The 26,293-nt window shown below is 66.6% G+C and carries 27 protein-coding genes and 1 tRNA gene; 20 read left to right on the forward strand and 8 right to left on the reverse strand.

Annotated elements, in window-relative coordinates; all coding sequences use genetic code 11:
- Positions 1-45 precede the first annotated feature (45 nt).
- Both Verru16B_RS16540 and recN read right to left on the reverse strand, forming a co-directional pair.
- The gene (locus tag Verru16B_RS16540; RefSeq protein WP_069963325.1) at positions 46-1,227 is read right to left on the reverse strand and encodes an aminotransferase-like domain-containing protein; all 1,182 of its coding nucleotides are present in this window, start codon (positions 1,225-1,227) and stop codon (positions 46-48) included.
- A gap of 176 nt (positions 1,228-1,403) precedes the next feature.
- Positions 1,404-3,071 (reverse strand): DNA repair protein RecN, encoded by a 1,668-nt coding sequence (gene recN / locus Verru16B_RS16545; protein WP_069963326.1) that lies wholly within the window; start codon positions 3,069-3,071, stop codon positions 1,404-1,406.
- A gap of 141 nt (positions 3,072-3,212) precedes the next feature.
- Here recN and Verru16B_RS16550 point away from each other — a divergent pair.
- The 9 genes from Verru16B_RS16550 (at position 3,213) to Verru16B_RS16590 (ending at position 10,789) form a co-directional block, all read left to right on the forward strand.
- Positions 3,213-3,289: transfer RNA gene (locus Verru16B_RS16550), tRNA-Val, on the forward strand.
- 329 nt (positions 3,290-3,618) lie between these two features.
- Positions 3,619-5,487, forward strand: coding sequence for an ATP-binding protein (locus tag Verru16B_RS16555; RefSeq protein ID WP_069963327.1), 1,869 nt, complete (start codon positions 3,619-3,621; stop codon positions 5,485-5,487).
- A 3-nt stretch (positions 5,488-5,490) separates the two neighbouring features.
- A complete protein-coding gene (locus tag Verru16B_RS16560) occupies positions 5,491-6,168 on the forward strand; it encodes an SOS response-associated peptidase (protein ID WP_069963328.1) in 678 nt (225 codons plus the stop codon).
- A 130-nt stretch (positions 6,169-6,298) separates the two neighbouring features.
- Complete coding sequence (pyrR, locus tag Verru16B_RS16565; protein ID WP_069963329.1) at positions 6,299-6,862, forward strand: bifunctional pyr operon transcriptional regulator/uracil phosphoribosyltransferase PyrR; 564 nt, start codon at positions 6,299-6,301, stop codon at positions 6,860-6,862.
- 39 nt (positions 6,863-6,901) lie between these two features.
- Complete coding sequence (locus Verru16B_RS16570; RefSeq protein WP_069963330.1) at positions 6,902-7,849, forward strand: aspartate carbamoyltransferase catalytic subunit; 948 nt, start codon at positions 6,902-6,904, stop codon at positions 7,847-7,849.
- Between the two features lie 106 nt (positions 7,850-7,955).
- Complete coding sequence (locus Verru16B_RS16575; protein WP_069963331.1) at positions 7,956-9,245, forward strand: dihydroorotase; 1,290 nt, start codon at positions 7,956-7,958, stop codon at positions 9,243-9,245.
- Positions 9,246-9,426: 181 nt separating this feature from the next.
- A complete protein-coding gene (locus Verru16B_RS16580; RefSeq protein ID WP_069963332.1) occupies positions 9,427-9,843 on the forward strand; it encodes a DUF5069 domain-containing protein in 417 nt (138 codons plus the stop codon).
- 84 nt (positions 9,844-9,927) lie between these two features.
- Positions 9,928-10,356, forward strand: a complete 429-nt coding sequence (locus tag Verru16B_RS16585; RefSeq protein WP_069963333.1) for a PH domain-containing protein — start codon at positions 9,928-9,930, stop codon at positions 10,354-10,356.
- A gap of 82 nt (positions 10,357-10,438) precedes the next feature.
- The gene (locus Verru16B_RS16590; protein ID WP_069963334.1) at positions 10,439-10,789 is read left to right on the forward strand and encodes a glyoxalase/bleomycin resistance/extradiol dioxygenase family protein; all 351 of its coding nucleotides are present in this window, start codon (positions 10,439-10,441) and stop codon (positions 10,787-10,789) included.
- An 18-nt stretch (positions 10,790-10,807) separates the two neighbouring features.
- Here the strand turns inward: Verru16B_RS16590 and Verru16B_RS16595 are convergent, their stop codons facing one another.
- A complete protein-coding gene (locus tag Verru16B_RS16595; RefSeq protein WP_069963335.1) occupies positions 10,808-11,233 on the reverse strand; it encodes a response regulator in 426 nt (141 codons plus the stop codon).
- Positions 11,234-11,356: 123 nt separating this feature from the next.
- Here Verru16B_RS16595 and Verru16B_RS16600 point away from each other — a divergent pair, with 123 nt between their 5' ends.
- From Verru16B_RS16600 to Verru16B_RS16610, 3 genes are all read left to right on the forward strand, one after another.
- Positions 11,357-12,385, forward strand: a complete 1,029-nt coding sequence (locus Verru16B_RS16600; protein WP_069963336.1) for an ankyrin repeat domain-containing protein — start codon at positions 11,357-11,359, stop codon at positions 12,383-12,385.
- A gap of 112 nt (positions 12,386-12,497) precedes the next feature.
- Positions 12,498-13,775 (forward strand): phosphopyruvate hydratase, encoded by a 1,278-nt coding sequence (eno, locus tag Verru16B_RS16605; protein WP_069963337.1) that lies wholly within the window; start codon positions 12,498-12,500, stop codon positions 13,773-13,775.
- A gap of 188 nt (positions 13,776-13,963) precedes the next feature.
- On the forward strand, positions 13,964-14,452 hold the full coding sequence (locus tag Verru16B_RS16610; protein WP_069963338.1) for a hypothetical protein: 489 nt from the start codon (positions 13,964-13,966) through the stop codon (positions 14,450-14,452).
- A 71-nt stretch (positions 14,453-14,523) separates the two neighbouring features.
- On the opposite strand, the gene Verru16B_RS16615 is transcribed toward Verru16B_RS16610, so the two are convergent.
- Complete coding sequence (locus Verru16B_RS16615; protein ID WP_069963339.1) at positions 14,524-15,696, reverse strand: class I SAM-dependent rRNA methyltransferase; 1,173 nt, start codon at positions 15,694-15,696, stop codon at positions 14,524-14,526.
- A 130-nt stretch (positions 15,697-15,826) separates the two neighbouring features.
- Positions 15,827-16,030, reverse strand: a complete 204-nt coding sequence (locus Verru16B_RS16620) for a hypothetical protein (RefSeq protein WP_157772509.1) — start codon at positions 16,028-16,030, stop codon at positions 15,827-15,829.
- Between the two features lie 296 nt (positions 16,031-16,326).
- Here Verru16B_RS16620 and Verru16B_RS16625 point away from each other — a divergent pair, with 296 nt between their 5' ends.
- From Verru16B_RS16625 to Verru16B_RS16660, 8 genes are all read left to right on the forward strand, one after another.
- Positions 16,327-17,979 (forward strand): peptide chain release factor 3, encoded by a 1,653-nt coding sequence (locus Verru16B_RS16625; protein WP_069963341.1) that lies wholly within the window; start codon positions 16,327-16,329, stop codon positions 17,977-17,979.
- Positions 17,980-18,058: 79 nt separating this feature from the next.
- Positions 18,059-18,583: a methylated-DNA--[protein]-cysteine S-methyltransferase gene (locus tag Verru16B_RS16630; RefSeq protein WP_069963342.1), complete on the forward strand. Its 525-nt coding sequence runs from the start codon at positions 18,059-18,061 to the stop codon at positions 18,581-18,583.
- Between the two features lie 28 nt (positions 18,584-18,611).
- Positions 18,612-19,244, forward strand: a complete 633-nt coding sequence (locus Verru16B_RS16635) for a DNA-3-methyladenine glycosylase family protein (protein WP_069963343.1) — start codon at positions 18,612-18,614, stop codon at positions 19,242-19,244.
- 16 nt (positions 19,245-19,260) lie between these two features.
- Complete coding sequence (locus Verru16B_RS16640) at positions 19,261-20,274, forward strand: magnesium transporter (protein WP_069963344.1); 1,014 nt, start codon at positions 19,261-19,263, stop codon at positions 20,272-20,274.
- 127 nt (positions 20,275-20,401) lie between these two features.
- The gene (gene tdh, locus Verru16B_RS16645; RefSeq protein WP_218918790.1) at positions 20,402-21,442 is read left to right on the forward strand and encodes an L-threonine 3-dehydrogenase; all 1,041 of its coding nucleotides are present in this window, start codon (positions 20,402-20,404) and stop codon (positions 21,440-21,442) included.
- An 86-nt stretch (positions 21,443-21,528) separates the two neighbouring features.
- Positions 21,529-22,719: a glycine C-acetyltransferase gene (kbl, locus tag Verru16B_RS16650; protein WP_069963345.1), complete on the forward strand. Its 1,191-nt coding sequence runs from the start codon at positions 21,529-21,531 to the stop codon at positions 22,717-22,719.
- 89 nt (positions 22,720-22,808) lie between these two features.
- A complete protein-coding gene (locus Verru16B_RS16655; RefSeq protein WP_069963346.1) occupies positions 22,809-23,213 on the forward strand; it encodes a cytidine deaminase in 405 nt (134 codons plus the stop codon).
- Positions 23,214-23,235: 22 nt separating this feature from the next.
- The gene (locus tag Verru16B_RS16660) at positions 23,236-23,562 is read left to right on the forward strand and encodes a hypothetical protein (protein WP_069963347.1); all 327 of its coding nucleotides are present in this window, start codon (positions 23,236-23,238) and stop codon (positions 23,560-23,562) included.
- Positions 23,563-23,686: 124 nt separating this feature from the next.
- Here the strand turns inward: Verru16B_RS16660 and Verru16B_RS16665 are convergent, their stop codons facing one another.
- From Verru16B_RS16665 to Verru16B_RS16675, 3 genes are all read right to left on the reverse strand, one after another.
- Positions 23,687-24,475 carry an alpha/beta hydrolase gene (locus Verru16B_RS16665; protein ID WP_157772510.1) on the reverse strand — a complete coding sequence of 263 codons (789 nt, stop codon included), beginning with the start codon at positions 24,473-24,475 and terminating at the stop codon, positions 23,687-23,689.
- 101 nt (positions 24,476-24,576) lie between these two features.
- On the reverse strand, positions 24,577-25,887 hold the full coding sequence (gene hisS / locus Verru16B_RS16670; RefSeq protein WP_069963349.1) for a histidine--tRNA ligase: 1,311 nt from the start codon (positions 25,885-25,887) through the stop codon (positions 24,577-24,579).
- A gap of 17 nt (positions 25,888-25,904) precedes the next feature.
- Positions 25,905-26,270, reverse strand: a complete 366-nt coding sequence (locus tag Verru16B_RS16675) for an HU family DNA-binding protein (RefSeq protein ID WP_343125092.1) — start codon at positions 26,268-26,270, stop codon at positions 25,905-25,907.
- Positions 26,271-26,293 lie beyond the last annotated feature (23 nt).

A 26,293-nucleotide genomic window follows, 5' to 3' on the forward strand; every position in this document is an offset into this window, starting at 1 on the left:
CGCCCGTCCAACGCAACCGCGCGTTGGCCGGACCGCTTCGGACCGTCAGCCCCGGCACAGCGCCGCGAGCCGCCCCACGCCTTCCCGAATGCGCTCCGGGGTGGCGTTGGAATAGTTCAGCCGCAGGAAATTCCGGCCGCCCTCCGCGGGGAAAAAGTCCCGCCCGGGGACAAAGGCCACCTTGTTCCGGATCGCCCGCTGCAGCAGCTCCAGGGCGTCGAGCTGGTCCGGCCCGGTGATCCAGAGGAACATCCCGCCCTCGGGCTTCGTCCAGCTGAAGCCCGGCGGCATCGCGCTCCGCAGGGCGCCGTCGAGCACCTCGTAACGCTCGCCGTAGGCCCGGCGGATCTTCTCCAAATGCGCCGCCTGGTCGTGCCGCGTCAGGTAGGTGTAGGCCACGAGCTGGTCGAAGCTCGAGGTGTGCAGGTCGGAGGCCTGCTTGAGGATGAGCATCCGGCTGAAGACCTCCGGCGGCGCCACCACCCAGCCCAGCCGCAGGCCGGGGGCGATCGTCTTGGAAAACGTGCTCGCATACATCACCCGCCCGGCCTCGTCCCAATGTTTCACCGGGGGAATCTCGGTGCCCCGGTAGCGCAACTTGCCGTACGGGTCGTCCTCCATCACCATGAGGTTGTGCTCGGCCGCGATCCGCGCGAGCGCCTGGCGGCGGGCCGCCGAGAGCGTGATGCCCGTGGGATTCTGGAAATTCGGGATCGTGTAGAGGAACTTCGGCCGGTGCTGGCGGATCAGTTCGGGCAGCGCCTCCGGGATCAGGCCGTGCTCATCCGTCGGCACCGGCACAAACTTCGCCTCGAAGGTCTGGAACGCCTGGATCGCCGCGAGGTAGGTGGGGTTCTCCGTCAACACCACGTCGCCCGGGTTCAGGAACAGCTTGCCCGCCAGGTCGAGCACCTGCTGCGAGCCGTTGGTCACGAGCACGTCATCCGCGGCGGCCTTGATCCCGCGTCGCGCCATCTCCTCGGCGATCCACCCACGCAGCAACGGGTACCCCTCGCTCTGGCCGTATTGGAGGGCCCGGCTGCCATGCTCCGCCAGCACCTCGTCGGCCGCGGCGCGCACCTCCGCCACCGGGAACAGTTCCGGCGCGGGCAGGCCGCCGGCAAAGGAGATCACGTCGGGCTGCGCCGTGACCTTGAGGATTTCGCGGATCGTCGAGGGGCGCATCTGGTCCATGCGACGGGCGAAGAGCGGGAGAGGATCGGACATGGCCCTAACGCATCATATTCCCCCGCGGCGCGCCAGCCCCGTATCACCACAGCCGCGGCAAAAATTAAGTCATAGCTGCCCGGGATCGGTGCAGCTCCTTGGCCAGGTGGGCGGCCAGCTCGCTGGCGCCACGCGGGCGGCATCCGGTTCGTGGCGCCAGCAGGCTCGCCACCCCCTCACCCCCGCAACTTCAGGAGTTCCTCCGCGTGGGCCTGCGCACTCTTGGCGCTGCGGTCACCCAGCATGCGGGCAAGCTCCCCCACCCGCTCCTTGCGGCTGCCATGGATCGACTCGATGCTGACCGCGGCGCGGTCGCCGCTCTGGTCCTTCGTCACGAGAAAATGATTCGCCGCCTGCGCCGCCACCTGCGGCAGATGGGTCACGCACAGCACCTGGTGGCGCTCCGCGATATCGGCCATCTTCTCCCCCACGATGCGGCCGATTTCACCGCCCACGTTGGCATCGACCTCGTCAAAGACCAGCAGCGGCACGTCGTCGATCTCGGCCAGCACGGCCTTGAGCCCGAGCATCACGCGGGCCAGCTCGCCACTCGACGCGATGCGGTGGAGCGGCAGCGGCGCCTCGCCGACATTGGGGGAAAACAGGAACTCCACGCCCCCGTCGCCGTGCGGGCCGGGCGCAGGCAGCGGGATGAGCTGCACCCGGAAATCCGCCTTCTTGAAGCCGAGCTGCACGATCACGCGTGCCGCCACCTTCGCGAGCTGCTGCGCCGCCTTCTCGCGCGTGGCACGGAGCTCGGCCGCCGCCTGCCGCACGGCCTTTTCCGCCGCCGCGATCTCCCGGTCCAGCCGCGCCAGCGAGCCCTCGACGTCACCCTGCAGCTCCAGCCGGCGGCGCATCTCGTAGCCCGCGGCGACCACCGTCTCGACTTTCGCCCCGTGCTTCCGCTTCAGCTCGAGCCAGGCATTCATCTTCGTCTGCAGCGCCTCGGCCTGCTCCGGGTCGAAATTCAGCGAGGTGGCCAGCGAGGAAAACTCCGCGTCCAGGTCACCCAGCTCGAGGGAGGCCGACTGCAGGCGGTCGGCCAGCGGCTTGCTGGAGGCATCAAAGGCCTCAAGCTGCCGCGCGTCCCGCAGCAGTGCCGACAACTGCCCCAGCAATCCTTCCTCGCCGCTCAGGCCATGGCTGAGCCGGGCGGCCAGCTGCACGATCTCCTGCGCGCTTTGCTGGCGCTGGAAATCCCGTTCCAAGGCCCCGATCGCCTCCTCGGTCAGCTCCAGGGCGTCAATCTTCGCCAGCTGCAGCTTCAAAAACTCGATCTGGTCGGGTGAGAGCTTGTCGGCACCGGCCAGCCGCTCGCGTTCCGCGATGAGGTCGCGCCAGAGGCCGTACCGTGCCTGGTACTGCTCCAGGACCCCGCTGTTGCGGGCAAACAGATCCAGCAGTTCGCGCTGGCCGTTTTCCTTCAGCAGGCGGCGCGGTTCGCCGGGACCGTGGAAATCGATCCACTGCGCGCCCAGCTCCTGCAGGGCGCTGAGGGTGGCGAGCCCGCCGTTGACGGAGAGCTTCGGCGCCTTCTCGCGCGGGAGGCTGCGTTTGATGATCAGCACGCCATCGTCACAGGCCGGCAAGCTCAGGTTGGCCAGCACCATGTCCAGCCGCCGGGTGTCGGCGAAAAACAACGCGGCCTCCACCTCACAGGCGTCCGCCCCCTGGCGGATGATCGTCTTGTCGGCCCGGGCCCCGGCCAGCAGCGAGAGCGCCCCCAGGAGGATGCTCTTGCCCGCCCCCGTCTCCCCCGTCACCGCCGTGAACCCCGCCTCAAAATCCAGTTCGACCTCATGCAGGAGGGCGAGATTGCGGATGCGGAGCGATTGGAGCATTTTCTAATCACGAATGGACACGAATTAACACAAATTCAAGCACCGCAGCGCCCCCCGGGCAACCCTCCTGACATATTCTGCCGTGCCCCCAGATTTATCCTTGCACCACCCCCGTCGAACCATTCACTCCTGCCTCTTTGCGGACCTTTAGCTCAGTTGGTTAGAGCGTTTCGTTGACATCGAAAAGGTCACTGGTTCGAGTCCAGTAAGGTCCACCATCCTTCGCCTTCGTGTACCGAAGGGGAGCATGATTCCGCAGGTTTTCCGTTAGAAGACATTGGGTATCATCGTCAGGCCGGGCTACGGATGGCAGGCCAGTCTTCGCCCTTTGGGCTACGACTCGGCAAGCCGCAAAAAGGTACTCCTGGTTTTCATCCAGCAACCGATTGTTACGGCGAAGACTGCCGCGCCGAAGCGCAGCGAAGGCGGTCCCGCTCGATCCCCAGCCAGCCCCCGGTGTCCACCGGACGCCCAGCCCCCGCACCCGCCTGTTTCGAGGCTGGATAAAGCTTTCCCCGCGGGGCCCTCTTTCCCTACGCTGCACCTGATGGAACCCAGCGTCCCCACGACCGCTCCCGACAGCGCCCAGCGCGTCGAAGCCGAATTGGTCCGCCAGGGTTACGCGGATCTGCCCGCCGGACTCGGGGCCACCGTGCTTGCCACGGGCGGCCTCGCCTGGGTCGCAGCCAAGCCCGACACCGGGAACCTCGTCTGGGTCTGGTTGGGCCTGATGACCCTCCTGAGCGCCAGCCGCGGCCTCTCCGTCTACCTCTACCGCCGCACCGCCCACGGTCCGGGGCGCCACCGGCCGTGGAACCGCCTCTTCATCCTGGGCTCGGCCCTGGCTGGCCTCGGCTGGGGCTTCGCCGCCTGGGTCTTCTACCCGATCCTCTCCGTCGAGGAACTGCCGCTGCTGATCCTCATCGTGGCCGGCATCACCGCCGGTGCCACCCGCTCCCTCGGGCCGAACCTCCCCGCCTGCTGGGCCTTCCAACTCCTGAGCATGGCCCCGCTTATCGCCCGCATGCTCCAGGGCGGCGGCACCGCCCATTCCATCATGGGCGTGCTGGCCGTGCTCTACACGGCCTTCCTCATCGCCATGGGCCGGAGCTACCACCGCAGCCTCAGCAACTCCCAGCGCCTCGGCTTCGAGTTCGCCGATCTCGCCGCCGAGCTGCGCGAGGAGAAAATCCAGATCGACGCCCTCAACCGCGACCTGATCGAGGAGGTCGCCTCCCGCCGCCAGGTCGAAGCCGAGCTGCGCGCCGCCAAGGAGCGCGCCGAGGCCGCCAACCAGGCCAAGGGCGAGTTCCTCGCCACCATGAGCCACGAGATCCGCACGCCGATGAACGGCATCCTCGGCATGCTCGACCTGCTCAACACCCCCGCCCTCACCCCCGCCCAACGCGAACAGGTCGACACCGCCGCCGCTTCCGCCGACTCCCTCCTTCGCTTGCTCAACGACATCCTCGACTTCTCCAAGATCGAGAGCGGCCGGCTCGACTTCGAATCCATCCCGTTCCGGCCCGCCGCCGTCGCCGAGGACACCCTCGACCTCCTCCGGCCCCGCGCCGCCGCCAAATCCCTCGAACTCGACTTCGCCGCCGAGCCCGCCGCCCGCCTGCGCGTCCTCGGCGACCCCATGCGTTTCCGCCAGGTGCTGCTCAATCTCGTCGGCAACGCCGTGAAATTCTCCGAACACGGTCAGGTCGGCCTCCAACTCCTCGGCGCCGAGGCCGAGCCCGGCCGCGTGCGCCTGACCGTCCGCGTGCGCGACCACGGCATCGGCATGAGTGAGGAAACCCGCGCGCGCCTCTTCGAGCCGTTCCGTCAGGCCGACAGTTCCATGAGCCGCCGCTACGGTGGCTCCGGCCTCGGCCTCGCCATCTCGCAGAAACTGGTCGAGGGCATGGGCGGCCAGATCACCGCCCGCAGCGAACTTGGGCAGGGCTCCCTTTTTGAATTCACCCTGACGCTGCCCACCGCGAAGGAACGCAACACCCCGCTCCCCTTCGCCGTCAACTCCACCCTCCCGAAGCAATTCGACGCCCGTATCCTCGTGGTGGAGGACGACGTCGTGAACCAGCGCGTCATCACCCTGATGCTCCAGCGCCTCGGCCTGCACTGCCAAGTGGTGCCCGACGGCCCGTCCGCCCTCAACGCGCTCGAGGCCGGCGCCTGGGATCTCGTCTTCATGGACTGCCAGCTGCCCGGCATCGACGGTCTCGAGACCACGCGCCGCGCCCGCCTCATGCTCGGCGGCCGCGAACTGCCCATCGTCGCCCTCACCGCCAACGCCCGCGCCGAGGACCGCACCGCCTGCCTCGCCTCGGGCATGGATGACTTCCTCGCCAAGCCCGTCCGCTCCGACGCCCTCCAGACCTGCCTCGCCCGCTGGCTCCACCCGGCGTCCTGAGCCATGTGCACCCGCTACACGCTGGCGGCTTCCCGCGCCGCGCTGGCCGCCCTGCACGCCGTCCTCGCCGACGCCCTCGCCGAGGACTGGACCCCGCGCTACAACGTGGCCCTGACGCAGCGTATGCCCGTCCTCACGCGCCGCGACGGCCGCGCCACCCTCGACCTGCTCGCGTTCGGCCTGCTCCCGCCGCCCCACCCCGACCGCCCCAAGCCCGCCCCCCTCGCCAACGCCCGGGCCGAAACCGTGCTCGAGAAACCCACCTTCCGCGGCGCCGTTCGCCACCGCCGCTGCCTGGTCCCAGCCGACGGTTTCTACGAATTCGAGAAACAGGGCCGCACCCGCCTGCCCCATTACTTCACGTTGGCGGACCGCCGCCCCTTTTTCTTCGCCGGCCTCTGGGAACCCGCGACCGACCTCGCGCCCGCCAGCTTCTGCATCGTCACCACCACGCCGAACCCGCTGGTCGCCCCCGTCCACGATCGCATGCCCGTCATGCTCGGCCCCAACAGCGGTCCGGCCTGGCTCGGCGACGAGCCCCTCGACCCCGCCCGCCTCGCCCAACTCTGCCGCCCCCTCAATCCCGATCTCATGGCCACCCACCGCGTGGACTCGGCGGTAAACCACGTTCGCCACGAATCCCCCGACTGCATCGCCCCCGTCGCCGGATTGTCGGGTTAATGCGGGAGGCTCCCAGCCCCTTCGGATTTCAGTTTTAAGACCTCACGTTTCAGGTCTCTCCTCCAGCCCGCGTCCGCCATCCCCCTTTGCGCTTTACGAGCCCAACCCCACTCCCCACAACCTTGGGCTCGTGGCCACACCCCCGCAGCACGACGCCCAGAGCATCCACCAAGCGATTGACCGCGTTGCCTCCGCCATTGCCACCCGCCACGCCGGCACCGAGCGTCTCCTGATCCTCGGCATCGCGAACGGCGGCATCGAGTTCGCCCGCCGCCTCGCCGCCCGCCTCAAGCAGGCCGGCCTGAAGCCGGGCACCGGCACCCTCGACACCTCCTTCCACCGGGACGACATCGGCGCCAACCCGATTCCGAAGGAACACGCCCCGACCCTCATCCCCCACGACGTCAACGGCGCCACCGTCATCCTCGCCGACGACGTGCTTCACTCCGGCCGGACCCTGAAGGCCGCCCTGGACGAACTTTTCGACCACGGCCGCCCCACCGCCGTCGAGCTCGCCATCCTCGTGGACCGCGGCGGCCGCCTCCTCCCTTTCGCCGCCACCTACTGCGGCCTCACCCTCGCCGCCGGCCCCACTGAGAAAGTCCGCGTCCGCCTCGACCCCGCCGACCCGAAAAAAGACACCCTCGTCACCGAGCCCGCGAAAAAAGCGAAGCCCGCGCCGGCCCGCCCCTGACTTAAACTTAAACGTCCTCCTTAAACTCTCCCTTTCCCCGTGCCCTGGCATCGCAAACACCTTCTCACCATCGAGGAACTCAAGCGCGCCGAGATCGAGCAGATCCTCGCCACCGCCGCCGCCTTCCGCCGCGTCCTCGACCGCAAGGTCAAGAAGGTCCCCGCCCTCCGCGGCAAGACCATCGTCAACCTCTTCCTCGAGCCCAGCACCCGCACGCGGATCTCCTTCGAGATGGCGGCCAAGTTCCTCAGCGCCGACGTCATCTCCTTCGACGCCTCCGCCTCCAGCACGACCAAGGGCGAGACCCTCCGCGACACCGCCCAGAACATCCAGGCGCTCAACGCCGACATGATCGTGCTCCGCCACGCCGCCAGCGGCTCCCCGCTCTACCTCAGCAAGGTCCTCGGCATCCCCGTCGTGAACGCCGGCGACGGCGCCCACGAGCACCCCACCCAGGCCCTCCTCGACGTCTTCACCATGCGCGAGAAGCTCGGCGACCTGAAGGGCCGCAAGGTCGTCATCCTCGGCGACATCCTCTTCAGCCGCGTCGCCCGCTCCAACATCCACGCCCTCACCAAGCTCGGCGCCGATGTCACCATCGTCGGCCCCTCCACCCTCGTCCCGCACTGGTTCGAGTCCATGGGCGTCCGCGTCTCGCACAACCTCCGCACCGCCCTCGCCGACGCCGACGTCGTCATGCTCCTCCGCATCCAGCACGAGCGCCAGGGCGTGAGCCACTTCCCCTCCCTCGGCGAGTACACCAGCATGTTCGGCCTCAACTACACCCGCGCCAGCTGGGTGAAGCCCGACGCCATCATCATGCACCCCGGCCCGATCAACCGCGGGGTCGAGATCGACAGCGACATCGCCGACTCCCCCCGCAGCGTCATTCTCCAGCAGGTTACCAACGGCATCGCCGTCCGCATGGCCGTCCTCTACCTCTGCGCCGGCGGCCAGCCGGAGCAAGTCCTCACCCCGGTCGAGTGATTTCCATCCCAAGCCAATTTCCCCGCGGATCACACGGATGAACACGGATAAAAACACCGCCAGCATCCCTCCGCGACCATCCGCGTAACCCGCGGTAAATTTCCTCATGCCTTCCCTGATCATCAAAAACGGCCGCGTCATCGACCCGGCGTCCAAGCGCGACGCCAAGGGCGACGTCTTCATCGCCGACGGCAAATTCGTCAAGACCCTGACCCCCGCGCAGAAGAAGCAGGCCAAGGTCATCGACGCCAAGGGCCTCGTCGTGTGCCCGGGCCTCGTCGACATCCACGTCCACTTCCGCGAGCCCGGCCAGACCCACAAGGAGACCATCCTCACCGGCTCGCAGGCCGCCGCCGCCGGCGGGTTCACCACCGTGGTGTGCATGCCCAACACCTCCCCCGTCGTCGACAACGCCGGCACCGTCGCCCTCATCAAGTCCGTCGCCGCCGCCGCCCCCGTCCACGTCTACCCCACCGGCTGCATCACCGTCGGCATGAAGGGCCAGGCCCTCGCCCCCCACGGCTCCCTCCAGAAGGCCGGCGTCGTCGCCCTCACCGACGACGGCCTCTGCGTCCAGTCCAACGAGCTCATGCACCGCGCGGTCGAGTACGCCAAGATGTTCGGCCTCTCCATCCTCGACCACTGCCAGGACGAGTCCATGACCGAGAAGGCCGTGATGAACGAGGGCGTCGTCTCCACCCGCCTCGGCCTCAAGGGCTGGCCCCACGCCGCCGAGGACATCATCGTCGCCCGCAACATCATCCTCTCCCGCTACACCGGCGCGCACATCCACATGCAGCACATCAGCTCGGCGCACTCCGTCGAGCTCATGCGCCAGGCGAAGAAGGACGGCATCAACGTCACCGCCGAGGCCACGCCGCACCACATCGCCTTCACCGAGGACGCGCTCGCCACCTACGACACGCATTTCAAGATGAACCCGCCGCTCCGCACCGAGACCGACCGCCTCGCCATCATCGGCGGCCTGCGCGACGGCACGCTGGACTGCATCGGCACCGACCACGCCCCCCACGCCCCCGAGGAGAAGGACAAGGAATTCGACTACGCGCCCAACGGCATCATCGGCCTCGAGACCGCCCTGCCCGTGTGCCTCGATATCCTCGTCAAGAAATCCAAATTTCAGCTCAGCCACGTCATCGACCTGATGACCCGCAAGGCCGCCGACATCCTGAAGCTCCCCGCCGGCACCCTCACCCCCGGTGCCTGCGCCGACGTGTGCATCTTCGACCCGGGCGAGGCCTGGCTCTACAACACCTACGGCGCCTTCTCGAAGTCCATCAACTCCCCCTGGGACAAGCAGACCCTCACCGGTCGCGTGAAAACCACCATAGTCTCCGGCCAGGTCGTCTACCAAAACGGCAAGATGCTGGTGTGAGCCTGGAGCCGCCGCCACGGGTAAACCGGGGGCCGCGGCCCAAGCTACTGGTGCAAAGTGGCGCCCGCGCCGTCTTCGCGTTGCGTGATTTCCCCGTTTAGCGCCCTCATCCTTGGTGTCGCTCCACTCCACGCTCGCCCGCTCGTTTCTGATCCGTCACGATTCACCAAACGCGATTACCATGTTTGTCAGTCCATACGAAAAAGTGGGAGGGCTGGTGTGGTTTCCTCGCATGCTCCGGAAGATCCGGTTGCGCGCCGAGGGCCGGCTGCCCGAGGAATACCACGCCTACATGGGCCTCGGCTTCGATCGCCGGTGTTTGCGGTTCCTGCGGATCGAGCATGAGGCGCTGGTCGCCCGCGTCCTGGCGGGCGGTTCCGATGATGAGATCCTCGAATGGGCTTGCACCCACGGCCATCGCCCAAGCGAGACCGAGATCCTCGTGTGGAACGAGTATATGATCAAACGGGGCTGGCGGGATACCGATGCCCCCGCCAGCGAGTTCCCCGAATACAAGGAGCAGTACGGCCTGGGACATCGCAGCGATATCCTGACGTTCTTCGATTTCTATGAGGTGGATGAAGGCAGAAGGCCCTGAACCGCACCGGGCCCAGGCGCCCCATCCCCTCGCCCCGGCCCACTCGCGGGGACGGGACGTGGGGTCCCGCCCATCATGCGCCCGATGAAAACCGTGTACCCCACGCGGGTAGATACCTGGCTCGCCTGCCTCCTCATCGGCGCACCGCTGTTCGCCGTCACCCTGGGGCTCTTTACCCTCACCTACTCGATCGGCGCCGGCGTCGTGGTGATAGCAACCGGCCTGCTCGTCGGCGGAATGATCGCCGCCCTGACCCTCCCGTGCCGCTACACGCTGTCTAACGAATCATTGAAAATTCAATCCGGCCTGATCGAAGAGGAAGTGCCGCTGCGCGCTATCCGCGGCGTCGAAAAAACCATCTCCCTGTTCGGCGCCCCGGGCCTGTCCCTCCGCCGAGTGAAGGTCACCTTGCAGGAAGGTTCGCGCGTGATTTCCCCAGAAAATCGAGACGCCTTCATCGCTGACCTCGAAGCCAGACTTCATCCCAAAAACCACCGCGATCCCTCGGTTTAGCTTTTGCGCTTTTTGCGTTTTTAGCGGCCAATCCCCCCATGCCCGCAGCCCGCCTCACCGCCTCACCGCCTCCGCGCCCGTCCTGCTCGTCCGCGATGTCGTCGCCGCGGCCCACCACTACCGCGACGCCCTCGGCTTCGCCTACGACCGCTTCTGGGGCGAGCCGCCGAATTTCGTCATCCTCCGCCGCGACGGCCTCCAGCTGATGCTGAGCCAGGCCCCGGCCAACGCGATCCTCACGCCGCACTGGAAAGTCAATCATGGCATGTGGAACGCTTATTTTTGGGTGAACGATGTCGACGCCCTTCACGCCGAGTTCACCCAGCGCGGCGCCAGGATCGACTACGGCCTCGGCAACAAGCCCTACGGCATCCGTGAATTCGGCGTCCAGGACCTCGACGGTCACGACCTCGCCTTCGGCCAGCCGGCCTGATTACGCCGCGGCGAAACCTTATTTCGGCGCCACGCTCTGGTCGTGCAGCTTGGCCGCCTCGACCACCGTCTTCACCAGCTCCGGCAGGGACACCGGCTTCAGCAGATAACGGTACAGCGCCGCCTCATTCACGCTGCGCAGCAGCATCTCGGGCTTCATGTAGCCGGTGACGAGCACCCGCTGCATATCCGGATATTCCTCCCGCGCATCCACCAGGAAACTCAGGCCATTGCCGCCCGGCATCAGGTGGTCCGAGACCACGACCTTGAAGGCCCGCTTGTGCAGCAAAAAGCCGGCTTCCTTGGCACTGGTCGCCGCCGCCACGTCGAAAAACGGGGACAACGCCTCCGCATACAGGTCGAGCAAGGGCTTCTCGTCATCCACCAGGAGGACAGCCCCGCGCGAAGATTTGGGGGCTTCCGGGGTCGGGTTCTCCATGGTCATGCCCCGGCATGCTGGAAGTGCTTTACCGCATGGCAAACCCAAATGCGGCTATTCGCCCCTATCCACCTGCGGGGCCGATGATTGCTTGCCACTGGCCCGGCGAAATTTATTCGTAAGGGAGGAATGGACAACGTTGACCTGCATGCCGCTGCCCGCCGGGGCAGTTTCGCCGAGTTTCCGCCGGACTATCTCTCCGCGGCCAGCCTCACGGCGCGCAACGCCTCCGGCAACACCCCCCTGCATATCGCGGCCAAATACGGCCACCTCGGCCAGCTCCCGGCCGCCGTCCTCACCCCCGCCCTGCTGCTCGTCAAGAACGACGCCGGCTACACCCCCCTTCACCTCGCCGCCCGCGAGGGCACCCTCACCGAGTTTCCCGCGGCCCTGCTCACCCGCGACTATCTGCTCACCCGCTCCAACAGCGGCCTGACCCCTCTCCACCAGGCCGCCGCCGCCGGCCACCTCGACCAGCTGCCCACGGGCCTGCTCACCCTCGATCTCGTGCTCACCAAGACCGATTCCGGCAACAGCCTCCTCCACGAGGCGGCCGAAAACGGCGCCCTCGATCGCTTCCCCGCTCAATTTCTCACGCACGCCACCCTCGTCTCCCCCAACATCAGCGGCGAGACCGTCCTCCACACCGCCGCCCTCAACGGCCATCTCGACCAGATCCCGCCCCACTTCCTCACCGCCGAGACCCTCCTGCAGAAGACCGCCAACCACGACACCTGCCTCCACGCCGCCGCCATCGCCGGCCACCTCGACCAGATCCCCCCTGAGGTCCTCACCCACGACCACCTCGTCCTCGCCAGCAAGTCCGGCCACACCCCGATCCATGCTGCCGCCGAGTCCGGCTTCCTCGGCCAGATCCCCCGCGAGCGCCTGACCCTCGACCTGCTCATCTCCCGCAACGACTTTGGCGACACCCCCCTCCACGCCGCCGCCGTCGAGGGCCACCTGAAGGATGTCCCCCGCGAATTCCTGAACCGCGCCACGCTCATGATCCGCAACTACACCGGCGGAACCCCCATCGGCGCCGCCATCCACAACGGCCACGCCGACCAGTTGCCCGAGGAGTTCCGCCCCAAGCCGCCCACCCCCTTTCAGAAGTTTCTGTACCGCACCGGTTTTTCCCGCCCGCCCTACTCCTGAACCGGCCGGAAACCGGTCCTGTGCATATCTTGGCTGAAACGAGTGATAAGCGTTTTGCCGCTCGCCTCGCCCCCCGGTTTTCCCTCCAATCCGGCCTCCTTCTTTTCACCGAATGAATACCAGCATCACCGCCATCACCGCCCGCGAAATCATTGATTCCCGCGGCAATCCCACCGTCGAGGTCGACGTCAAGCTCGCCTCCGGCCACTTCGGCCGCGCCGCCGTCCCCTCGGGCGCCTCCACCGGCGAACACGAGGCCATCGAGCTCCGCGACGGCGACAAGGCCCGCTACGGCGGCAAGGGCACCCTCAAGGCCGTCGGCAACGTGAAGGGCAAGATCGCCCCCGCCCTCCTCGGCTTCGACGCCTTCGACCAGATCGGCGTCGACCAGGCCATGCTCAAGCTCGACGGCACCAAGACCAAGGCCAAGCTCGGCGCCAACGCCATCCTCGGCGTCTCCATGGCCACCGCCAAGGCCGCCGCCGCCGCCGCCGGCATCCCCCTCTACAAGTACCTCGGCGGCCCGAACGCCAAGGTCCTGCCCGTGCCCCTCATGAACATCATGAACGGCGGCGCCCACTCGGACGCCCCCATCGACTTCCAGGAGTTCATGATCGTCCCGAAGAACTTCAACTCGTTCGCCGAGGCCTTCCGCGCCGGCGCCGAGGTCTTCCACTCCCTCAAGAAGGTCCTCAAGGCCAAGGGCCTCCAGACCGCTGTCGGCGACGAGGGCGGCTTCGCCCCCAACCTCGCCTCCACCACCGACGCCCTCGACGCCATCGCCGAGGCCGTGAAGGGCGCCGGCTACAAGCTCGGCAAGGATATCTTCCTCGCCCTCGACGTCGCCGCCTCCGAGTTCTACGTGAAGGAGAAGAAGACCTACGTCTTCAAGAAGTCCGACAACCGCTCCTTCACCGGCGACGAGTTCGTCAGCTACTACCAGGACCTTTGCGCCAAGTATCCCATCGTCTCGATCGAGGATGGCTGCGCCGAGAACGACTGGGTGACCTGGAAGAAGCTCACCGACGCCATCGGCTCCAAGGTGCAGCTCGTCGGCGACGATCTCTTCGTCACCAACGTCGAGTTCCTCCAGAAGGGCATCGACACCGGCACCGCCAACTCGATCCTCGTCAAGGTCAACCAGATCGGCTCCCTGACCGAGACCTTCGACTCCATCGCCCTCGCGCAGCGCAACGGCTACACGACCATCATCTCGCACCGCTCGGGCGAGACCGAGGACGTGACCATCGCCGACATCGCGGTCGCCACCAACGCCGGCCAGATCAAGACCGGCTCCGCTTCCCGCACCGACCGCGTCGCGAAATACAACCAGCTCCTCCGCATCGAGGAAGAGCTCGGCAAGAGCGCGATCTACGCCGGCCGCCTCTGAGGCGCACCCTTTACGGGACGGTACTACCCCGCCGCCCCGTAAGTACACACACAGCAAGGAAAGGCCGGACGCCGCAAGGCGCCCGGCCTTTTCCATTTTAGTTTTGTAGGGCGGAGTCGCCCGGAACCATTTCCTCCCGCCGCCATCTCACCCTTGCCCGGCCCGCGCCAACACCCCAACCTCATTCCGTGCCCGCTCATCCCCGCTTTCTCCTGTCCTGCCTCTGCGCCATCGCCCTTCCCGCCCTGCTGGCCGCAGCCGAGCCCACGCCCGCGCCCCCGGCCGAGCCCAAACCCGCCGTCGCGCCCGCCGCCGACCAGCCGCTCGTCCTGCCCAAGCTCGAGGTCACGGCCCAGCGAACCAAGCAAATCGACAAGGATCTCAAGCGCCTCGACAAGATGATCAACCGCGAGCGCAAAAAAGTGAAGGCCACCGACCTCGACAAGGCCCTCAACAACGAGAAGGTCTCGAGCGCCGCCGCCATCTTCGGCGGCAACTCCGCCACCCACCTCTCCGCCGTCGCCGCCAGCCGCGTCATGCTCATGGAGCAGGAACGCATGGTCCTCGAGGCCATGAAACGCCCCGCCACCCTCGAGGAACGCGCCATGATGGACGCCGAGATCGAGCAGCTCCGCCTCACCCGCCGCAACCTCGACGACCCCGCCGCCCAGCGGTGAAGCGAGTGGTCCACGGCGAGGTCGCCGTGGCTCCAGATTATGGCGTGCGGGCGACCCCGCCCGCGGGGTTATCACTCCACCCGCAGCACATACCCCCGCAAGTACTCGCTCTCCGGCATCGTCACGAGCACCGGGTGATCCGCCGGCTGGTGACAGAATTCCAGCACGTGCACGCGCCGCTTGGCGTCCGCCGCCGCCTCGCCGATCACCTCGCGCAGCTGCGTGTCCTGCATGTGGTGCGAGCAGGTGTACGTCGCCAGCACGCCACCCGGCGTGAGCGACTTCATCGCCCGCAAATTCAGTTCCTTGTACCCACGCATCGCGCCGTCGAGGGCGCTCTTCGACTTCGCGAAGGGTGGCGGATCCAGCACGATCAGGTCCCACGCCGCCGGTTCGTCGCGCTTCGCGGTGAACCAGTCGAACACGTTCGCGCCCTGGAAATCCGCCTGCACGTCGTTGCGCTCGGCGTTCTTCTTCGCCTGCGAGACCGCGTCAAACGCGCTGTCCAAGCCCAGCACCCGCGTCGCGCCGGCCTTCGCGCAGTGCAGCGCGAACGAGCCCTGGTTGCAGAACGCATCCAGCACCCGCCGCCCGGCCGCGTATTTCGCCACGACCGCATGCTGCGCGCGCTGGTCGAGGTAGAACCCCGTCTTCTGCCCGTTCTGCAGGTCGAGCCAGTAGTCGAAGCCGTCGATGGTCACCCACCGCGGCTCCCACGCCGCGCCCGTCCGCGTGTGCACCTCGCTCGCGAGGCCCTCGAGCTTGCGGATGTTCGCATCGTTCCGGAAAATAATCTCCGTCGCCCCCGTCAGCTCCGCCAGCAGGTCGCCGATGAGACCGCTGCGCTGCTCCATCGCCAGCGTCTGGATCTGCGCCACCAGCGTGTCGCCGAACTGGTCCACCACCACGCCCGGCAGATCATCCGACTCGCTCCACACCAGCCGCTGAAACGCCTGGTGCGGGAGGGGCTTTGCGCCCCGACGTTCCACCGCCCGCGTGATCGCGCCCCGCAAATACGCCTCATCAAGCTCGACGCGCTCCCGGCTCAGCCGCCGCCACACGATCTGCGACTTGCTGTTGTAGATGCCCGTGCCGATGAAACGGTTCGTCCGGTCACGCAGTTCCACGACCGCGCCATCCTGCTCGGCGGGCAGCAGGGCCTCGCATTCGTTGGCAAACACCCAGGGGTGGCCGCCGAGGACGCGGGAATTGGCATTGGGCTTGAGCTTCAGGCTGGCAGACATGTCCGGACTGTTTCCGGCTTACCGGGCCCTGGGAAGCAAAAACCCCGCCCCAAGGTGGAACCCGGCCTCCGGACGGGTTTGCCTAGCCCCAGGCAGCCTAACGACGTCCCGCGCCGCAACCTGCCGTCGCTCAGTTCAGGTGAAAATAGCACAGCCCGCTCGGTGGGCTCACGCGCGGCGAAGAGTCCTGCCCCTCGGTAACCCGCACCTGCACCAAACGGTCCGACGACCAATCCGCCGCCTCCACCGGAGGCTGGTGCCGCCACGCCCGCCACAGGTCGGCCAGCACGATGCCGGCATCCGCCTTCAGCTTGGCCATCACGGGGTCTTTCATACCTCTCTCCATCGTCTCATTCCACCCTCGGCTTGAGCCGGATTTCAGCGCGTAATCCGCGCATGATTGACCGAGGCCAGCAAGGCCCCGCTCAGGGCGACAATGAGTAAAATGATCACAGCGGCGGTCATGCCCCCTCCTACGGCACACCTGGCCGGCACTTTACCCCAAAAGTGCCCCGCCCGCCCCGACGCCCCCCGGCTCAAATTTGGCTTCCCCTTCCCGCCCCACCCCCGTTTCCTGTCCAACTCTCCCTCTCCAACCGCCCTCTGTCATCCGTCGTCCGCCCTCCGTCCATGTCCCCCGCCCAGGAAATCGCCCGCCGTCGCACCTTCGCGATCATCTCGCACCCCGATGCGGGCAAGACGACGCTGACCGAGAAGTTCCTGCTCTACGGCAACGCCCTCCACCTCGCCGGCTCCGTCACCGCCCGCAAGAACCAGCGCGCCACCGCCTCCGACTGGATGGAACTCGAGAAACAGCGCGGCATCTCCATTTCCTCCACCGTCCTCCAGTTCGACTTCGCCGGCTGCGCCGTCAACCTCCTCGACACCCCCGGCCACAAGGACTTCTCCGAGGACACCTACCGCGTCCTCACCGCCGTGGACGCCGCCCTCATGGTCATTGACGCCGCCAAGGGCGTCGAGACCCAGACCCGCAAGCTCTTCGAGGTCTGCCGCCGCCGCGGCGTGCCGATCTTCACGTTCATGAACAAGTGCGACCGGCCGACGCGCAACGCGCTCGACCTGCTCGACGAGTTGGAAAGCGTTCTCGGCCTCCAGTCCTCGCCCGTCATCTGGCCCCTCGGCAACGGCCCCACCTTCAAGGGCGTCATCGACCGCCGCACCAAGGAGGTCCACCTCTTCGAGCGCGTCCCCGGCGGCAAGTTCCAGGCGCCCGTCAATGTCACCTCGCTGGAGGACCCCGCCGTGCGCGACAAGCTCGACGACTACACCTACAACGAGGTGAAGGAACAGCTCGAGATGCTCGACGGCGCCGGCCACCCCTTCGACCTCGACGCCGTACGCCGCGGCAAGCAGACGCCCGTCTACTTCGGCTCCGCCGTGAACAACTTCGGCATCGAGCTCCTCCTGAACGGCTTTCTCCAGGACTCCGTGCCGCCCGCGCCGCGCACGTCCGTCAGCGTCTCGGTCCCGGGCATGGCCCAGCCGACTACCGCGCGCGAGGTGCCCGTCGACGACCCGAAATTCTCCGCCTTCGTCTTCAAGATCCAGGCCAACATGGACCCGAAGCACCGCGACCGCATCGCGTTCTGCCGCGTCTGCTCCGGCAAGTTCGAACGCGACATGGTCGTCACCCACCAGCGCACGGGCAAATCGGTCCGCCTCTCCTCCTCCCACAAGCTCTTCGGCCAGGAACGCGAGACCGTCGACGTGGCCTGGCCGGGTGATGTCATCGGCCTCGTCGGCCACGACGCCTTCGGCATCGGCGACACCCTCACCACCGACCGCAGCATCGTCTACGACGCGATCCCGCGCTTCCCGTCCGAGGTCTTCACCTACATTTCCAACCCCAACACCGGCGACGCCAAGAAGTACCGCGCGGGCCTGGAGCAGCTGTTGCAGGAAGGCGTCGTCCAGTCCTTCTCGGCCAAGAATGCCCCCGCCGGCGCCACCCTGCTCGCCGCCGTCGGTCCGCTGCAATTTGAAGTCGTGCAATGGCGCCTCCAAAGCGAATACGGCGCCGAGTCCCGCCTGACCCCCACGCCCTGGACCGTCCTACGCTGGCTGCAGATCCCGGATTCCATGCAGACCCCCAACAAGGGCTTCGACTTCACCCGCCTCATCGTCGCCACGGGCGTCAGCTTCGGCTCCGACAAGTTCGACCACCCCATCGGCCTCTTCCCCAACGAGTGGACGATGCGCTACTTCACCGAGAAGAACCCCGAGATCAAGCTGCTCGAACTCCCGCCCGAACAGGCGACGTAATCGGTTCGATCTCTGTAGAGCCGGGTCGCCCCCGCCTTTTGCATCGCCTCCCGCCCCGCTTTCCCCAGCCTGCGGCTTCATGCCCCACACGCTCTTCCCCACGGCCTTCGGCACCTGTGGCCTTGCGTGGAACGACACCGGCCTGACCGGCTTTCAGTTGCCCGAGGAAACCGAGGCCCTGACCGAGCAGCACCTGGGCGCCAAGGCCCGCAGTCAGCGCGCGACCGAGGCGGCTCCCGACTGGGTTCAGAAACTCATCCGGCGCGTCCAGTTACATTTCGAGGGCACGCTGCAGGATTTCACCGACGCCCGGCTGGACTGGTCCCGTGTGACCGATTTCCAGCAGGCCGTCTACCTGCACGCCCTCGCGATCAGGCCGGGTTACAAGAAAAGCTACGGCGAAATCGCCAAGCTCATGGCCCTGGGTCACGAGGCCGCCCGTGCCGTGGGCACCGCTCTCGCCACCAATCCCTGGCCGCTGATCGTCCCCTGCCACCGCGTCGTCTCCGCCAGCGACAAGATGACCGGCTTCTCCGCCCCCGGCGGCGTGCGCACCAAAACGCGCCTCCTCACCCTCGAAGGCGCGGAGTTGCTGTCGGAATGACCTCCTCCCTGTGGGCCAGCCACCTGGCATGAAACCCGCGCTTCCCTACGACCCCGCCGCCGCCGTCGCCCACCTCCGCGCCGCCGACCCTGTCCTGGCCGCGCTCATCCACCGGATCGGCCCCTTCTCGCTGCAACTCACCCCGACCCGCAGCCTGTTCGAGGCCCTGCTCCGCTCCATCGTCTACCAACAGCTCCACGGCAAGGCCGCCGCCTCCATCCACGGCCGGGTGCTGGCGGAATTGAAAAAAGCCGGCGGCCCGACCCCGGCCGCCGCCGCCGCGACCTCCGACGAGGCCCTGCGGGCCGCCGGACTCTCCCGCAACAAGCACCTCGCCGTGCGCGATCTCGCGGCGCGCTGCCTCGATGGCACCGTGCCCACGCTGGCCGCCGCGCGGAAACTGCCCGACGACGAACTCATCACCCGCCTCACCGCCGTGCGCGGCATCGGCCCGTGGACCGTCCACATGCTGCTCCTCTTCCACCTCGGCCGGCCCGACGTCATGCCGACGGGCGACTTCGCCATCCGGCTCGCCTTCCAACGGCTGTATCGCCGCCGCACCGCGCCCACGCCCGCCGCCATCCTCCGTCACGCCCGCGCCTGGCAACCCTGCCGCTCCGTCGCCAGCTGGTACCTCTGGCGCTCCCTCGACACCCCCTGACCTTCCCTCCACGTCCATGAACCAAACCACCGCCCCGTTCCGCGCCGACAGCTACCCCGAGCACACCATCGGCCGGCTGATGGAAAATCCCGTCGCCGTTTTTCCCGGCCACCTGAGCGTCGCCGAGGCGGTCGAGCGCGTCCGCGAACTCGCCACCAAGCGGCTCTTCACCTACTGCTACATCGTGGACGAGGCGGAAATCCTGCAGGGCGTCGTCACCATGCGCGATCTCCTCCTGCACGACCGCGAGGCCCGGCTCGACGCCTTCATGCTCCGCAATCCCTTTGTGCTGCGGCCCGAGTACCCGCTCATGGAGGCCATGCGCCAGACGGTGAACCGCCACTATCCTTCCTACCCCGTCTGCGACGACCGGGGCATGCTGCTCGGCATCGTGCGCGGCTCGCGCATCTTCGAGGAACAAGCCGTCGAGATCAGCGCCCAGCCCGGCGCCATGGTCGGTGTCGAGCGCGAGGAACGGGTCAACACCCCCTTCCTCCGCAGCCTCAAGTTCCGCCACCCCTGGCTGCAGTTCAACCTCCTCACCGCGTTCATCGCCGCGGGTGTCGTCGGGCTTTTTGAGGGCACCATCGACCAGATCGTCGTGCTCGCCGTGTTCCTGCCTGTGCTGGCCGGCCAGTCCGGCAACACCGGCTGCCAGGCGCTCGCCGTCTCGCTCCGCGGTCTCACCCTCGGGGAGCTGAAACCAGGCCGCGAAAACCAGTTCCTCGTCAAGGAGGCCGCCCTCGGCCTCGCCAACGGCGCGCTCGTCGGCATCACCGCCGGCCTCGGCATGTTTTTCTACGCCACCTGGCAGCAGACGGCGGTCTCCCCCTACGTGCTGAGCGCGATTGTGTTCCTCTCCATGGTGGGCAGCTGCTTCCTCAGCGGCGTCTCGGGCGTCATGGTCCCCCTCACCCTCAAGAAATTCGGCGCCGACCCCGCCACCGCCTCCAGCATCTTCCTCACCACCGCCACCGACGTGGCCAGCATGGGCTTCTTTCTCGGCATCGCCACCCTTTGGCTCATGTAGGGCCGGTCTCCGACCGGACCAGCCAGGGGCGCGGGCTGGCAGGCTCCCTGCGGGCCGCCCGCCCCCCGGCGCGTTCGCTGTTGTGTCATAATCCGCCGGCCCTAGCGTCGGGACAATCTCCCGCCCCATGCCTCCCAAAATGCGCGCCATCGTCAAACCTGCGCCCGGCCCCGGACTCATCATGACCGAGGTGCCCGTGCCCCGGCCCGGCCTCAACGATGTCCTGATCAAGATCCGCAAGACCTCCATCTGCGGCACCGACGTCCACATTAACAAGTGGGACGCCTGGGCCGCCCGCACCATCAAGCCACCCCTCGTCATCGGCCACGAATACGTCGGCACCGTGGCGGACGTCGGCGCCGGCGTGAGCGGTTTCACCCTCGGCCAACTCGTCACCGGCGAGGGCCACATCGTCTGCGGCCACTGCCGCAACTGCCTCGCCGGCCGCCGCCACCTCTGCCCCAACACCATCGGCGTGGGCGTGAACCGCGACGGTGCCTTCGCCGATTATGTCTGCGTGCCCGCCTCCAATGTCTGGAAGATCCCCGCCGGCCTCGACCCCGATGTCGTCTCCTGTTTCGACCCGCTCGGCAACGCCGTCCACACCACCCTGTCGTTCGACATGGTCGGCGAGGACGTCCTCATCACCGGCGCCGGCCCGATCGGCTGCATGGCCATCGCCGTCGCCCAGCACGCCGGCGCCCGCCACATCGTCATCACCGACATCAACGACGGCCGCCTCGAGCTGGCCAAGAAACTCGGCCCCATCCGCGCCGTCAACGTGGCCCGCGAAAACCTCTCCGAGGTCTGGCACCAGGAACTTGGCATGACCGAGGGCTTCGACATCGGCCTCGAGATGTCCGGCAGTTCCGCCGCGCTCAACCAGATGATCGACAACATGGTCATGGGCGGTCGCATTGCCCTCCTCGGCGTACACCCGGCCGAGGCGATGGTGGACTGGAACAAGATCGTTTTCAAAATGCTCCACCTGAAGGGCATTTACGGCCGCGAAATGTTCGAGACCTGGTACAAGATGACCGCCCTCGTGCAGGGTGGCATGGACATCACCCCCGTCATCACCCACCGCCTCCCCGTCGCCGACTTCCAAGAGGGGTTCGAGCTGATGGGCTCCGGCCGCTCCGGCAAGATCATCCTGAATTGGGAATGAAAAAGAACCCACGCAAAGGGTGAACCCTGGGATATCCGGAATCTCCGTCTCTGTGTCCTCTGTGTCTCTGTGGTTAAATCAATAGCATGAACCCCGCCTTCACCGCCCACCTCAAGCAAACCCTCGCCGGCATCGACTCCGCCGGCCTGACCAAGCGCGAGCGCATCATCACCACCCAGCAGACGGCGCATATCGCCGTCTCAACCGGCCAGGAGGTCCTGAATCTCTGCGCTAACAACTACCTCGGCCTCGCGAACCACCCCGACCTGATCGCCGCCGGCCACGCCGCCCTTGACCGCTGGGGCTACGGCCTCGCCTCCGTGCGCTTCATCTGCGGCACCCAGCAGATCCACCGCGACCTCGAGACCGCCCTTGCCCGCTTTCTCGGCACCGACGACACCATCCTCTATTCCTCCTGCTTCGACGCCAACGGCGGCCTGTTCGAAACCCTGCTCGGCGCCGAGGACGCTGTCATCTCCGACGAACTCAACCACGCCTCGATCATCGACGGCATCCGCCTCGGCAAAGCCCAACGCTACCGTTACAAGAATACCGACCTCGCCGACCTCGAGGCCAAGCTGAAGGAGGCCGACGCCGCCGGCGCCCGCTTCAAGCTCATCGCCACCGACGGCGTGTTTTCCATGGACGGCACCATCGCCCCGCTGCCGGGCATCTGCGACCTCGCGGACAAATACCAGGCCCTCGTCATGGTCGACGACAGCCATGCCGCCGGCTTCATGGGCGCGACCGGCCGCGGCACGCATGAGCACTGCGGCGTCATGGGGCGCGTGGACGTCTTCACCGGCACGCTCGGCAAGGCCCTCGGCGGCGCCAGCGGCGGCTACACCAGTGGCCGGAAGGAAATCATCGACCTCCTCCGCCAGCGTTCCCGCCCCTACCTGTTCTCCAACACCATCCCGCCCGTCGTCGCCGGCGCGACGCTGAAGTGCCTGGAAATACTCACCGCCTCGACCACCCTGCGGGACAAACTCCACGCCAACACCGCCTACTACCGCGCGGGCCTGACCTCGGCCGGCCTGACCATCAAGCCCGGTACCCACCCCATCGTGCCGATCATGCTCGGCGACGCCGTGCTCGCCCAAAAGGTCTCCGCCCGCCTGCTCGAGAAAGGCGTCTATGCGGTCGGCTTCTTCTTCCCCGTGGTTGCGCAGGGCCAGGCCCGCATCCGCACGCAGGTCTCCGCCGCCCACAGCCGCGAGGACCTCGCCTTCGCCATCAACGCCTTCGCCGAAATCAAAGCCGAGTTCAAATTGTGATCCCCACTGTCCGACCGGAGCGCGAGCGAGCCGCCCACTCGTCACGTGACATCAGCTAGTTTCTTCCCTTCCATCTCCCAAAACCCGCCATGCCCTCCGCCGCCAAACTAAAGCTACTGAAGGCCGCCGCCAAAACCGCCGCCGGCCGGGCCTACGCGCCTTATTCCAAATTCCGCGTCGGCGCCGCCGTCCTTACGGAATCGGGCAGGATATTTGCCGGCTGCAACGTGGAGAATGCCTCCTACGGCCTCTGCAACTGCGCCGAGCGCTCCGCGATCTTCAGCGCCGTCTCCGCCGGCGAGCGCAAATTCAAATGCGTGGTCGTCTACACGCCCACCCAAACGGCCACCGCCCCCTGCGGCGCCTGCCGGCAGGTGATCTTCGAGTTCGGCCCCAAGATCCGCGTGATCTCCTTCTGCGCCGGCCTCGACCGCATCGACACCGCGATCAAGTCCCTCCTCCCCGCCGCCTTCGGCCCCGCCGACCTGGCTTGAGGAGTTCGATCACTCTGGATCCATGGAAACCAAGCATGCCGTGGTCGACGACATGCAGGTGCATTACTCCTTCACCGGAAACAATGACTGTCTGATTATTGTCACGGCACCAACGGCGACTGGGGCCTTGATGTTTTGCTGGAGACCCGAGGATGGTTTCAGAGCTGAATCCCTCTGGGAGGACAACCGCTACGGGATTGGCACTAGGAAAGACATTCCACTGAGCGAATTTCCCATTGAAAGCACCCTCGCCAAGTTCAATCAAATCCGACCCCCGCTCGAATCAGAAGACTTGGAGCGGATTATGGCATTGCTGCATCAAGCAAAAGCAGTCGACGGAGCCCACTGATACCGCGCCCCCTTCCTTATTCCTAATTGAATCGGAACGCATGTAGGGCGGGATCGCCGAATCCCGCCTTGTTCGAGGATGAAACGCATTCAAGGCAGGGTTCGAAGACCCCCGCCCTACATGCTCACAGCGAATCCGTGAACTTCCTCAGCTCCTCCGCGTACCGCGGGCCCGTGAAATCCGCGAGGCCGCTGTGCGGTCCGCCGTCCACAAACAGGTACGCTTTGCGGCTCGTGGCCGCCTCGTAGAGCTTCCGCCCGTGCCAGAAGGGCACCGTGCCGTCCGCAGTGCCGTGGATCACCATCACCGGACACCGCAGCTCCGGCATCTTCCGCAGATTCACAAACTTGTCCCCCGGGAACACCGGGATATGCGTCATCACGCGATAGGCGCTCACAAACGCGCCCTGCAGCACCAGGCCCGCCACCGGCTGCTTTAGGGCCAGCTCCACCGCCGGCCCGCCGCCGAGCGAGTAGCCAAACGGCACGATGCGGTCCGCCGGCAGGCCGAGCTTGGTCCGCATGTAGTTGTAACCCAGCTGCGTGTCGGCATACAAATTGCCCTCGTCCGGCGTGCCGCCGCTGAGTCCGTACCCGCGATAATCAATCGCAAACACCGCATAGCCCGCCTGCACAAATGCCGGGATGTAGTCGTTGAGGCTGCCGAGGTCCTCGTAGTTGCCGTGCAGGTAAAGCAGCGTGTGCTTGGCCGCCGGATTCGGCCAGTGTCGCGCGTACACCGTCACCCCATCAGGCGCTTTCAGCGCGATGATCTCCGGCCCCGGCCCGTATTTCAGCGGCGGCCGCGGGAACATCATGCTCAGCGACAAATGGTGCGCGCCCACGGCGCACACCACATACAGGCCCGCCAACAGGAGCAGGATGCGACCAACGCTGGAAAGGAGTTCAGGCATTTTCCGCATGTCAGCCAACCCGGGCGACAATCTCCCTCCCGCGGGACCCGGCAACGCTTCGGCTGAATTCCACGCGGTGCACGTCAGGGATCCGCCGGCGACTACTTGCCCACGAGCACCACCACCGCGGCCAGCACCCCGGCCCGCGGCACCTCGTGCTCGCTGCGATCGGCCATGGTCCGGATCTTCACCACACCCTTGGCCAGTTCGTCACCGCCGTAGATCAGCGCGAATTTCGCCCCCGACTCCGCGGCCGCCTTGAACTGCTTGCCGAAGGCCAGGTCCTTGAAGGGATAGTCGACCCGCATCCCGGCCGCGCGCAGCCGCTGGATGTCGGCAAAGGCCGCCGTCCGCTCCGCCTCGCCGCCGATCACGACGTACACATCCGGCGCATTCACGAAGGCCGGCGCCAGGCCGCGCTGCTCCAGCAACAGCCCCGTCGTCACGTCACCGATGGCAAAACCCACCGCCGGCAGGTCCGGGCCGCCGAGCTTCTTCACCAGATCATTGTAGCGCCCGCCGCCGGCCAGCGCCCGCAGGTCGCCCTTCCGGTCAAAGGCCTCGAACACGAAACCCGTGTAGTAGGCCAGGCCGCGCACTACGCCGAGGTCCACGGCGATGAAATCCTGCAAGCCCATCGCGCCCACGCCGCCCAGCACCTTGCGCCAGTCGGCGAGGCGGGCGGTGATCTTCTCGGACGGGAACGGCGCCAGCGCCGCCTCCAGCTCCGCCAGGCTCTTGATCTTCAGAAATCCCAGGATCCGCTGCTTCTTGCCCTCATCGAGCGCGCCGTGCGCCTCGCTGTAGCCCTTGAAGGCATCGTCGCCCATCTTCTCAAAACGGTCCACCGCGCCCAAAATGCCCCGCGTCTGGGCCTCATCAAAACCGAGCGCCTCCAGGAAAAAGAACCACAGGTTCCGGTCACTCAGCCGCACGTAGAAATCATCCTTCGTCAGGCCGAAACCCGCCAGACACTGGATCAGCAGGGCGATCAGCTCGATCTCCGCCTCCGGGCCCGCCTCGCCGAAGATATCCGCATTAAATTGATTGAAGGCCCTTAAGCGGCCCTTCTGCGCGCGCTCGTAGCGGTAAAACTCGCCGATGCTGAACCACTTGATCGGCCGCTTCAACGCGTTGGCATTGGCCCCGACCATCCGGCACACCGTCGGGGTCATTTCCGGCCGCAACGACACCTCGCGACCGCCCTTGTCCGTGAAACTGAACAACTGCCCCTCGATCTCCTCTCCCGACTTGGTCGTATACAGCTCAAGGGGTTCCAACACCGGGGCATCATATTCCTGAAACCCAAACGCGGTGGCAGCCGAACGCCAGCCACGGAAGATGTGCTGACGACGGGAAAAATCTTCCGGATAAAAATCCCGGAAGCCTGGGAGCGACTGAAAGCCGGCCATGCCTGACGGCGGGGGGCTTAGTCAGCCGAGGCGGCCGGCGGCGGATTGGACTTCAGCTTCTCGAGGCTCAGCGCCTTGATCTTCTGCTTCAGAATCTTACCCGACTTGAACTTCACCACGGCCCGCTCCGGAATGACGACCTCGGTCTCGGGCTTGTTCGGGTTGCGGCCCACCCGGGCTTTGCGCACCTGAACCTCCAACACACCGAAGTTACGGAGCTCGACGTTGCGGCCGGCGGCCAGCGCATCCATCACGATATCAAGGGTCATCTGGACCGTGTCTTGAATTTGTTTCTGCGGAAACCCGGTCTTCTCGTAGATTTCCAGGACGATCTCACGTTTGGTCAGGTTGGTGGACATGGCTTGGCGGGGGTTAAATTTGATCCGTGGAGCTTTCTGGCCCAAAT

It is taken from the genome of Lacunisphaera limnophila (genome assembly GCF_001746835.1).
Classification (GTDB): domain Bacteria; phylum Verrucomicrobiota; class Verrucomicrobiia; order Opitutales; family Opitutaceae; genus Lacunisphaera; species Lacunisphaera limnophila.

What these genes read in the sequence shown, in the direction of transcription:
- Verru16B_RS16595 (WP_069963335.1), bottom strand. Translation starts at nt 11,233, where the DNA reads ATGACCATGGAGAACCCGACCCCGGAAGCCCCCAAATCTTCGCGCGGG.
- Verru16B_RS16620 (WP_157772509.1), bottom strand. Translation starts at nt 16,030, where the DNA reads ATGAAAGACCCCGTGATGGCCAAGCTGAAGGCGGATGCCGGCATCGTG.
- Verru16B_RS16580 (WP_069963332.1), top strand. Translation starts at nt 9,427, where the DNA reads ATGTTTGTCAGTCCATACGAAAAAGTGGGAGGGCTGGTGTGGTTTCCT.
- kbl (WP_069963345.1), top strand. Translation starts at nt 21,529, where the DNA reads ATGAACCCCGCCTTCACCGCCCACCTCAAGCAAACCCTCGCCGGCATC.
- eno (WP_069963337.1), top strand. Translation starts at nt 12,498, where the DNA reads ATGAATACCAGCATCACCGCCATCACCGCCCGCGAAATCATTGATTCC.
- Verru16B_RS16655 (WP_069963346.1), top strand. Translation starts at nt 22,809, where the DNA reads ATGCCCTCCGCCGCCAAACTAAAGCTACTGAAGGCCGCCGCCAAAACC.
- Verru16B_RS16630 (WP_069963342.1), top strand. Translation starts at nt 18,059, where the DNA reads ATGCCCCACACGCTCTTCCCCACGGCCTTCGGCACCTGTGGCCTTGCG.
- Verru16B_RS16560 (WP_069963328.1), top strand. Translation starts at nt 5,491, where the DNA reads ATGTGCACCCGCTACACGCTGGCGGCTTCCCGCGCCGCGCTGGCCGCC.
- Verru16B_RS16635 (WP_069963343.1), top strand. Translation starts at nt 18,612, where the DNA reads ATGAAACCCGCGCTTCCCTACGACCCCGCCGCCGCCGTCGCCCACCTC.
- Verru16B_RS16640 (WP_069963344.1), top strand. Translation starts at nt 19,261, where the DNA reads ATGAACCAAACCACCGCCCCGTTCCGCGCCGACAGCTACCCCGAGCAC.
- hisS (WP_069963349.1), bottom strand. Translation starts at nt 25,887, where the DNA reads ATGGCCGGCTTTCAGTCGCTCCCAGGCTTCCGGGATTTTTATCCGGAA.
- tdh (WP_218918790.1), top strand. Translation starts at nt 20,402, where the DNA reads ATGCCTCCCAAAATGCGCGCCATCGTCAAACCTGCGCCCGGCCCCGGA.
- Verru16B_RS16600 (WP_069963336.1), top strand. Translation starts at nt 11,357, where the DNA reads ATGGACAACGTTGACCTGCATGCCGCTGCCCGCCGGGGCAGTTTCGCC.
- Verru16B_RS16665 (WP_157772510.1), bottom strand. Translation starts at nt 24,475, where the DNA reads ATGCCTGAACTCCTTTCCAGCGTTGGTCGCATCCTGCTCCTGTTGGCG.
- Verru16B_RS16615 (WP_069963339.1), bottom strand. Translation starts at nt 15,696, where the DNA reads ATGTCTGCCAGCCTGAAGCTCAAGCCCAATGCCAATTCCCGCGTCCTC.
- Verru16B_RS16625 (WP_069963341.1), top strand. Translation starts at nt 16,327, where the DNA reads ATGTCCCCCGCCCAGGAAATCGCCCGCCGTCGCACCTTCGCGATCATC.
- Verru16B_RS16585 (WP_069963333.1), top strand. Translation starts at nt 9,928, where the DNA reads ATGAAAACCGTGTACCCCACGCGGGTAGATACCTGGCTCGCCTGCCTC.
- Verru16B_RS16555 (WP_069963327.1), top strand. Translation starts at nt 3,619, where the DNA reads ATGGAACCCAGCGTCCCCACGACCGCTCCCGACAGCGCCCAGCGCGTC.
- recN (WP_069963326.1), bottom strand. Translation starts at nt 3,071, where the DNA reads ATGCTCCAATCGCTCCGCATCCGCAATCTCGCCCTCCTGCATGAGGTC.
- Verru16B_RS16575 (WP_069963331.1), top strand. Translation starts at nt 7,956, where the DNA reads ATGCCTTCCCTGATCATCAAAAACGGCCGCGTCATCGACCCGGCGTCC.
- Verru16B_RS16540 (WP_069963325.1), bottom strand. Translation starts at nt 1,227, where the DNA reads ATGTCCGATCCTCTCCCGCTCTTCGCCCGTCGCATGGACCAGATGCGC.
- Verru16B_RS16660 (WP_069963347.1), top strand. Translation starts at nt 23,236, where the DNA reads ATGGAAACCAAGCATGCCGTGGTCGACGACATGCAGGTGCATTACTCC.